The 9,677-nt window shown below is 40.6% G+C and carries 7 protein-coding genes, 1 pseudogene and 1 riboswitch; of the genes and pseudogenes, 4 read left to right on the top strand and 4 right to left on the bottom strand.

The genetic code is table 11. The features are described from left to right. Nucleotides 1–169 precede the first annotated feature (169 nt). Complete coding sequence (locus P20652_RS06405) at nucleotides 170–1,051, bottom strand: NAD(P)-dependent oxidoreductase (RefSeq protein ID WP_008170098.1); 882 nt, start codon at nucleotides 1,049–1,051, stop codon at nucleotides 170–172. 120 nt (nucleotides 1,052–1,171) lie between these two features. Between P20652_RS06405 and P20652_RS06410 the strand changes: the two genes are divergently transcribed. Further along, on the top strand, nucleotides 1,172–1,744 hold the full coding sequence (locus P20652_RS06410) for a glutathione peroxidase (protein ID WP_008170095.1): 573 nt from the start codon (nucleotides 1,172–1,174) through the stop codon (nucleotides 1,742–1,744). Between the two features lie 87 nt (nucleotides 1,745–1,831). Then, entirely contained in the window at nucleotides 1,832–2,812 is a 981-nt protein-coding gene (locus tag P20652_RS06415) for a 2-hydroxyacid dehydrogenase (RefSeq protein WP_008170093.1), read from the top strand. A gap of 96 nt (nucleotides 2,813–2,908) precedes the next feature. Here the strand turns inward: P20652_RS06415 and P20652_RS06420 are convergent, their stop codons facing one another. After that, nucleotides 2,909–4,231 (bottom strand): sodium-dependent transporter, encoded by a 1,323-nt coding sequence (locus P20652_RS06420; protein ID WP_008170091.1) that lies wholly within the window; start codon nucleotides 4,229–4,231, stop codon nucleotides 2,909–2,911. A gap of 140 nt (nucleotides 4,232–4,371) precedes the next feature. Here P20652_RS06420 and P20652_RS06425 point away from each other — a divergent pair. After that, a pseudogene (locus P20652_RS06425) lies at nucleotides 4,372–5,120 on the top strand (4'-phosphopantetheinyl transferase superfamily protein). A gap of 33 nt (nucleotides 5,121–5,153) precedes the next feature. On the opposite strand, the gene lysC reads toward P20652_RS06425, so the two are convergent. Together lysC and nhaD are read right to left on the bottom strand one after the other, a co-directional pair. Continuing rightward, entirely contained in the window at nucleotides 5,154–6,557 is a 1,404-nt protein-coding gene (lysC, locus tag P20652_RS06430) for a lysine-sensitive aspartokinase 3 (protein ID WP_008170088.1), read from the bottom strand. 75 nt (nucleotides 6,558–6,632) lie between these two features. Then, a riboswitch (Lysine riboswitch) is annotated at nucleotides 6,633–6,805 on the bottom strand. A gap of 126 nt (nucleotides 6,806–6,931) precedes the next feature. Then, entirely contained in the window at nucleotides 6,932–8,179 is a 1,248-nt protein-coding gene (gene nhaD, locus P20652_RS06435; RefSeq protein WP_033017622.1) for a sodium:proton antiporter NhaD, read from the bottom strand. Between the two features lie 223 nt (nucleotides 8,180–8,402). Between nhaD and P20652_RS06440 the strand changes: the two genes are divergently transcribed. Continuing rightward, the gene (locus tag P20652_RS06440; protein WP_008170084.1) at nucleotides 8,403–9,674 is read left to right on the top strand and encodes a hypothetical protein; all 1,272 of its coding nucleotides are present in this window, start codon (nucleotides 8,403–8,405) and stop codon (nucleotides 9,672–9,674) included. Nucleotides 9,675–9,677: the final 3 nt, after the last annotated feature.

The following is a 9,677-nucleotide window of genomic DNA, read 5'->3' as shown; positions in this document are numbered from 1 at the left end:
AGCAAGAGAAGTAAATGAGAAAATATAAAAACCAAAAACAATCTTTTTATCTATTACTTCCTCTAAAAGCGCAGCGCCTCATAACCTCTTTGTGAATAAGTCACTTTTACGGGCTTTGCCCGTCACGCAAGCAAGCCTCGCGTCTACATCGACATACTCAACGTAAACGTTACTTTTTATGCAGCGCTTCAATGCGTGCTAGTAAGCTTGAGGTGTCGTATCTGCCGCCGCCAAGTGCCTGTACATCGGCGTAGTATTGATCAACCGTTGCGGTCATTGGTAAAGTAGCGCCGTTGTTTTTAGCTTCATCGAGTGCAATGCCTAAATCTTTACGCATCCAATCTACGGCAAAACCAAACTCGTATTCACCTGCCCACATTGTTTTGTAGCGGTTTTCCATTTGCCACGAACCGGCTGCACCTTTAGAAATGGTTTCTATAACTTTTTCACCATCAAGCCCAGCTTGCTTGGCAAAATGTAAGCCTTCAGCTAACCCTTGCACTGCGCCAGCAATACAAATTTGATTAACCATTTTACAAAGTTGTCCCGAGCCAACGCCGCCTAGTAATTGGCTAAAACGACTAAACGCCGCCATAACTGGCTGCACTTTAGCAAATACGGCTTCACTACCACCCGCCATAACCGTTAGTACGCCGTTTTCGGCGCCAGCTTGTCCGCCCGATACAGGCGCATCTATAAAGTCGATATTTTGCAGAGCCGCTTTTGCAGCCACTTCGCGTGCTACTTCGGCAGAGGTTGTGGTGTGGTCAACCAAAATAGTGTGCGGCAACATGCCCGCTAACACACCGTCGTCGCCATACACTACTGAGCGTAAATCGTCATCGTTACCCACACACATAAATACGATGTCGGCATTGCTGGCAGCTTCGCGCGGGGTGGGTGCAAAGCTTCCTGAATGTTCTGCAATCCACGTTTGTGCTTTAGCTTGAGTGCGGTTATAAACGCATACGCTGTGCCCTGCTTTTGCTAAATGCCCCGCCATTGGGTAACCCATTACGCCTAAACCTATAAATGCGACTTTCATTGACATAAAAATGACCTATTAAACTGATAACTTAGAAACTAGACCTCGATTATGTCAACCGGTCGATAAAAAAGCGAATTAAAGTCTTTAAAAAATTCCTTAACGGGAAAGGTAAGTAGGTAACCTATGGACAGTATTTATCAATTTAATGCACCACTTTATAACAGCGAAAATTTTCCTCTTAGCCAGTTACAGGGCAAAACCGTTCTGATTGTTAATACAGCGAGTAAATGTAATTTTTCGGTGCAATTAAATGCGCTCGAAAAGCTCTATCAGCAATACAAAGGTAATGGTTTTACTGTGCTTGCGTTTCCGTGTAACCAGTTTGGCCAAAATGAGCCGCTTGATAATTTAGCCATTAAAGACTTTTACCAAGAGCAATTTAATGTCTCATTTGAGGTATTTGGTAAGGTAATGGTAAACGGGCCAGAAACACATCCGTTGTTTAATTATTTAAAGTCGCATACGCGGGGTATTTCGCAAAATCGTGCAATTAAGTGGAACTTCACTAAGTTTTTAATTAACTCACAAGGGCAACTTGTTGCACGCTATGCACCGCGTACTAAGCCCGAAACACTCAAACAAGTAATAGAAAGCAACCTACTGCAAGCCGCAAAGTTAAGCGCTGCTAGAGGTGGTAAAAAAGTATCGTCAAAAATATCTTTGTTTACCTCAAGTAAGGCTCCGCTTAAGGCTTAATTTAAATCAATAAAATGCGCGTTACTAAAGCACAGGTTTATAAAGTATAGTAATAAATAATACTCCTTAAGCGTCGAGGCTATTACCATGAACATTGTCTTTTTTAGTACTCAAAAGTACGAACTGCCTTTTTTTGAACAAAGTACACGCGATCACCGTGATATAAAAATAACGTATTTTGAACAAGCCCTGAGCGAAAAAACGGCTATTTTAGCAAATGGGTTTGATGCCATATGCGTATTTGTAAACGACACAGTGAACGCCTCCGTTATTAAGCAACTGGCAAACCAAGGCATAAATACTATTTTACTGCGTTGTGCGGGTTTTAATAATGTTGATTTACCTGCGGCAAAAGCACATAAAATTAAAGTATTACGCGTACCTGCTTACAGCCCAGAAGCCGTAGCCGAGCATTGTATTGCACTTATGCTAACGCTTAGCCGTAAAACGCATAAAGCGTATAACCGCGTACGCGAAGACAATTTTGATTTAAACGGATTACTAGGCTTTAACTTGCACAATAAAACCGTGGGTATTGTAGGTTGCGGTAAAATTGGCCTTGCGCTGTGCAACATTTTAAACGGCTTTGGTGCTAATGTATTAGTGTGCGACCCATACGCACAACCTGGCAATTATACAATTACCGATATAGATACCTTACTTAGCCAAAGCGATGTTATTTCTTTGCATTGCCCACTGAACGAGCAAACTCATCATTTAATAAATGACGAGGCATTTAGTAAAATGAAAACCGGCGTTATGCTCATTAACACTTCTCGCGGCGCACTGCTTAACAGCAAAGCGTGTATTAATGCGCTGAAAACTAAAAAGCTAGGGTATTTAGGGCTCGACGTTTACGAGCAAGAGTCTGAGCTATTTTTTAAAAACCACAGCGACGAAATAAACCAAGACGATATATTTTCGCGCTTAGTGAGCTTTAAAAATGTATTGGTAACAGGCCATCAGGGATTTTTTACCCAAGAAGCACTCACCGAAATAGCAAACACAACCCTACTTAACGCGCTTGAAGTAAATGAGGGTAGGCCTCTAACTAATGAGGTTTTATAAAGAGCTTGGCTATACCTAAATTTCAGGCACAAAAAAAGCGAAGTGCGTTTTAAACTCACTTCGCTTTATTAATCTATTTTTAGGGTTTAGATAAAATTAACCAAAGGCAACATTTGCAAATACTAAGGTCATTAATATTGGGCAAACAAACCGAATGTACTGAGCAAACCAGTAGTGTACGCCTGTTGTTGCTTGATGTAGTTTATTGCCGCGCTGCCACATCCACCCTACCGTAATAAAGTAAAATAAACCCATAAGTGGTAATTGGTATTGGGTAAATAGCATAATGACTAAACCAAATAACCAATCAAAATTTAATATAATTACGCTTGCACACACAAGTACAACGGCGCTCACGAACCATGTTGCTTTAGTGCGGCTAACTGCGTGGTTTTCTACTAAAAATGCAACCGGTATTTCAGTAGAAGAAATAGTTGAGGTAACCGAGGCTATCGACATTAGTACAAAAAACAATAAACCAACTAGTAAGCCAATTTCGCCCATTGTGCTAAAGAGCTCAGGTAAAATAGCAAAAATAAGCTGCCCTTCCCCAATGAGTTTACCGTCGTTAAATACTTCAACGCCATTGTGCTGCGCTACGTAAATAGCGGGAACGATTAGCAAGCCAGCTAAAAAAGCAACACTTGTGTCAAGCAGAGCAACGCTTGCGGTCAGCTTTGGTAAACTGGCATCAGGTTGTAAGTATGATCCGTAAATCATCATACAACCCACACCGAGTGAGAGCGAGAAAAACGCTTGTCCCATTGCGGCAATAATGAGATTTGGATCGAGTATTTGGCTAAAATCTGGAATTAAATACGCAGCAAATCCCTCGCTTGCACCCTCAAGTGTAGCTATATAAATAATTAAACCCACCAGCAGCACCAATAATAGCGGCATTAAACGGCGCGACCATGTTTCGATACCCGATTTAACACCCTTTAAAATAATACTGGCGGTTAAAATAAGCATAAGCGGCGTAAATATAAAATTACGCATTACCGAATCGCTATGTAAAAACTCACTCGCACTTGTAAACCCTAAAAAGGTGGTTACAGGTTCAATAGCATACGAGAGCATCCACCCTGCCACTATTGAGTAAAAACTTAGCATAACAACTGCGCCCGCAAGACCAATATAACCTGCCGCTGCACCTACCTTACGGTTAGTGTTTTGCCATGCATCGCCCAATGCTTTTACCGGATTAGCTTGTGCTTTGTGACCTAAATAAAGTTCGGTATACAGCGCAGGAAGCGCAAGTATAAATATAACAATAAAGTAAACCAGTAAAAATGCACCGCCACCATGGTTGGCCGCTTGCGTAGGAAAACCCCAAATATTACCTAAACCGACTGCTGCGCCAGCAGCGGCTAAAACAAAACCAAATCGGCTTTGAAACCCATCACGCACTTGTGCCATACATCTACAAATCTGTTATTATTTTGATTATTGTGAATTAAACCATATTTCATGCCAGCTGAGTAATAAAATTATGCTCAGCCTTTGCAAGCGGTGTTAACTGCTCACAATACCAGCGACTTCTTATATTTTGAGTGCTTATGACCACACATTATTTTAAAAACACATTAAGCATTGCCTCAACTCAATTGGCAAAGTTACCTTTAGCTACTAACAGTATTTTATTATTTAATGCTAAAACGCTCGAACTGAGTCACTTTAATTTGCCCGATTGCTTAAGCCCATTTGAGTTAACTATTATAAACCGCCGTAAAAGAGTGCAAGCTAAGCAAGAGTATTTAGCTACGCGGTTATTATTAAAACACCTTATTAAAGTAACGCAGCCGCAACATGCGCACGTAGCGCTTAATAAAATGAGTACACAATTTAACGAAGCAAGCTCAAAGCTACAAATACATGTGAGTGGTGATGTTATTAATACCTGTATTTCACACTCGCATGGTTTAGTTGGGGTCGCGCTAAACCTTGATAAAAGTGAGTTTGGTTTTGATATTGAAAAAGTAAGCCTAAAGCGCCCATTTGAAAAGCTCGCTAAGCATTTTTATCATAAAGATGAAATTACACTTATTACCGAGCCCACTAATACCCAAGCCCAAGCAGATACGTTTTTTAGAATTTGGACATTAAAAGAGTCAGTTGCTAAAGCCACCAGCCGCCCTATTGCAAAGTTACTTAGCCCTAATGTGTTTGACGAATTACATAGTGCAAAGCTGAGTGCTTGCAGTAATCGCGTTACTGTAGTTGATAGCAATGTTTGTTTTGATGTGAGTGTGGTGTATAAAAAAGCACCGACTGGCGATGCTTTTTATTAAGTGACTTTATTAACTGATTCTACTAGGTAATTTTCCTGAATAACGGTTACTTACGCAGCAAAATCATTTTCTAATAAACGACTATGAATAGACTGTACTACGTTATCTGACTCAGTTTGCTCTACTAAAAAGCACAGGTTATGCTTACTAGCACCGTGGCAAATTAATCGAATGTTAAAGTCTTTTAGTACACTCATTAAGTTCATTTCGTGTTGGCGTAATTGAATCTCAGAGCCAATAAGTGCTACCAGTGTTAGGTTGTTTTCTACCGAAACATGGCAAAACTCTGCAAGCTTATCGAGGCATTCTTGATCGAGCTCTGGGCGCGAGGCGTTTTGCGCGTTATCAAGGGTTATAGCTACGCTGATTTCTGATGTGGTTACCAAATCGACCGATATATTGTATTCACTTAATAGTGTAAATACGCGTGCTAAAAAGCCGCTTGCTAGTAGCATTTCTGGGCTTTTAAGCGTAAGCAAAATTTGGTTTTTACGTTGCGTTACTGCGCGTATACCTGGTTGCTGCGATTTTTCGCGCTCAATCCATGTACCGCCACGCTCAGGCTCGCGGCTAGAGCCTACAAATACATTAATGTGGCTACGGCTTGCAGGTAAAATAGTCGCTGGGTGTAATACCTTTGCGCCAAAGGTTGCCATTTCAGCGGCTTCGTCAAAACTTAAGCGTGCAATGGGCGTTGCTTTTGCGCACAAACGCGGGTCAGTACTAAAAATACCTACCACGTCGGTCCAAATATGCACGCTTTTAGCGTTGATTGCTTCAGCTAATAATGCAGCGCTGTAGTCTGAACCACCACGTCCAAGCGTTGTTGTTTGGCCGTATTCGTCACTGCCAATAAAGCCCTGAGTCACAATTACTTGAGCGTCTAACAGCGGGATTAAATGTTCTTTAGCAGCTTGCGCTGTGGCTGCAACATTAGGCGTTGCTTTGCCAAATTGGCTATCGGTTTTAAGCACCTTGCGCACATCAAAACGATCGGCGTTTAAACCTTGTAAACGCAGCACCTGAGCAAACAAATACGACGATAAACGCTCACCAAAGCTAAGTAGCTCGTCGTGTTGCTGATCGGTTGATAGTGACTCTTGAGCCAATGTTTGAAATGCTTTTAAGGTTTCGTTAAAGCCAACCGCTAAATCGGCATCTAGCGATAACTCATCTAAAATAGTTTGTTGAATAGCAAGCACGCCGTTTATGTGTTCTTGGCGCTCAATTGGAGTAATACTTGATTTACACAGTGCAACTAAGTGATTAGTTACGCCAGCACTGGCGCTCACAGCAACAATACGTACGCTTTTATCTGCAACAATAATTTCGCTACAGCGACTCATCGCTTCAAAATTTGCAACACTGGTTCCGCCAAATTTGGCAACAATAAAATCTGATTTTGCGCTTAACTCTGTTTGAGGCACTGTTTGTGGCGCTGATTGGGTAGTCATTTAGTCTCCTTTCGCGATATCCAAACCGCAATAAAACAAGAAGAACTTGGCAAAGGAATGCTTGAAGATAAGTCCACTGCCAGAAGCTCTCCACCTATATTGGTGACAGTTTTGAGGATTCAGCCCCATAAACCGAAAAACAATGACGACGCACCATTATTTTCCTCGGCGAGTACTTCCCTCTTTAATGATCATCGGCTTTCGTCGCCTACCATTAAGTACCTAAGTATCGCACCTCTTCTGAATGTTGTATTAATGCGTATTTAACACACCACTAATAAAACAAAACCCCGCTTTATGGCGGGGTTCGAAAGTTAACGTTTAGACGTCTAGCTGTCAAGCGTTTTAATAATTAAAACTTAAACAAATATGCATTATATAAAGCTGCCCATGTAATAAGAGCCTGCATATCCAACCGTATAACAAATTAATAAATACAGCGATAAGCGCAAGTAGCTCATAAAGGTAAGCGCTTTAACTTTACTCATGGCAATAATACCCGCAGCCGATCCAATGATCAGCATTGACCCGCCAACGCCCGTTGCATAAGTAAATGACAACCAGTGTTGTTGGCTCATTACTATATCGGCCTTTAATAATGCAGCGGTAAGCGGTACGTTATCGACCCCTGCTGATAATATGCCCATTAAGTAGTTTGCGTACTCGGGTGCCATTACCGTGTATAGGTCGGTAAATTTACTCAGCATACCAATTTCTTTAAGTGCGCCTACAAGTAAAAGTACACCTACAAAAAACAATAATGTGTCGTATTCTATATCGCGAACAAAGTCGATTATGTCTTTGTTTATATCTTTTTTACGCATTAAAAATTGCGCGACTAAAAACATCACTGATAAACCAAACAAAAAAGTTAATAAAGGCGGTACGCTGTAAATTACACTCAGCGTAAGTGTACTCACTACGGTAGATAAAAATATAACAGCAATGGTAATGTCGGTTTTTTCAATTCGGGTTTTGCCTGAACCAGCAAACTCAACTCGGCCTTTCATACCAATAGACAGTAACGCGGCTAGCAGCATAACGCTTATAAGTGCTGGCGCTATAAGTAGTAATAAATGACCAATGGTTACTTTTCCATCTAAAAATATCATCAGTGTGGTTACGTCACCTGTTATTAGCGATACCCCACCTGAGTTAACCCCAAACACAATGAGCGTAGCGTATTTAATGAGCTTTTTAGGTTCGAGTTTTAACGACATAACAACCGCAAGCGATATAAGCGTTGCTGTTACGTTATCTGAAATAGACGAAAACAAAAACGCAAAGCCGCCCACTAAAAACATTAGCTTTCTTTCGCTAATACTTTTTGGCATCACGCGGTGCACTATATTTTCTATAAACCCTTTTGAATTTAAATACGCAACAAAGGTCATTGCAGCCATTAAAAATAACCATAATGAGGCAATCTCTAAAATATTTTCGTTAAGAAGGTGTTGAATGGTATCGGGGCTTTGCCCGTGTAGAGGGTATATAAAAAGAAGAATCCAGCAAAGCGTACCAAAAAACAGCGTGGTTTTAGCTTTATTAACGTGGATTATATCTTCTATAACGATCAGTAAAAAAGCAATCGCTATCAGTGTTAGAATAATCGAGGAAACCATGATAGTTAAACAACCTTTGATATAGTTTTTAAATAACGCATAAATAACTTTGCGTTTCATGTGCCTATTTTTCGGCGCGAATTTTAGCACTGCCTTGGTGCAAAAACTATTATTAAATGGTCGTAAAAACGAATACTATATACGGTGAATTCAATAAAAAATACGTAATAATGAGTATCGCCTCAATACTCAATAATAAACTACTAGGATGTTGTAACGCCTTATGATCCCAGCTAAAAAGCTGCTAAACACCATAACTGAACACTGGGGTGTATTAGCGCTATTATTTAAACGTTTTAAAATGGCTGACTTTAGCCTAAAAGACGTACAAAATGCCATTAAGCAAAAACAGCCTACGTGGTCAAACGAGCGCATTTATAAAGAAACAAATCGTTTGTTAAACCAAGATATTTTAATTCCACTGGCTAAATCCTCACAGCTTGAAATAAATCGTGCCATTGCTGATTTTGCTACTTTTTTACTGCAAGAAGAGCATTTAGGTTTAGCGCAAGAAATTAGCGTATTAGTTGACGATTTAGCCCGTTTAGGTAACCGCCTAGATAACGCTGGCGAAATAGAAGACTTTGACGATTTACGCCGCTACAGCCGTATTATGGATGATCGGGTCCGTAAAATAATGAAGCTCTATACGCACAACGAAAATGCAATTTTAAACATTGTTGAACAAGCTAAATCAAATAATGCGGTGCAATCGCTGCAAAAGCGTTATAAAGCGGTAATAGAAGCCTTTGATGAATACATAGAACCCATGCTTGAAATGGTTGATATTCGTGGTGAGTTTCATGCGTGTTTTACCCTCATTGAAGAACAAATAAGTAAGCAGATACTGCATATTGAACGCTCAGGTAAAGCATATAACGATAAACGCATGCTGGAGCAATTGCGTACTCGTATACTCGAAATGCATTTAGTGGGCCGAGAAAGCTTACGTAAAAGTGCTGATATGCTTATGCCACTGCGCGAAGAGTTACGCCGTAATAACTTAATTACTCGCCAAGCAGCCAAAGTACTTGGGCTTGTGCGCAAAAATGGCGTAGACAACATGCTAAGTGCTGTACAGCCAAATTTTGTAAGCGACGCACAGCGATATTCGCTTGGTCAGCAACGCCATATTGTGGCTTACATGGCAAGCTTGGTTGAATTTGAACACGAAGAATACCAATTGCCAGATCAACAAGACGTGCCTGCATTTGTTACGCCTAATATTCCTGACTACAACGATGTTAAAACCAGCTTTGCTAAGCGCTTTAATAAAAAACGCAAAAAACCACAGCCCTTGCTGCAATTTTTAGACGAAAGCTACCCAAATCTCGATGCAGACGAAATGCTATTTTTGTATCAAAAATTAGTCAGCGACAGCGATATTAAGATAATTCAGAGCAATGAAAAAGCCCGCGTAAAAATTGCCGGTCAGCACTTTTCTTTATATCCATTTAATTCAGAGCCTCAGCCAGATTTAAAGGCAGGTAAATAAACC

Source organism: Pseudoalteromonas sp. BSi20652 (assembly GCF_000239855.1).
Lineage (GTDB): Bacteria > Pseudomonadota > Gammaproteobacteria > Enterobacterales > Alteromonadaceae > Pseudoalteromonas.
Note: the sequence above shows the minus strand (reverse complement) of the source record. Positions and strands in the feature narration are given on the sequence as shown.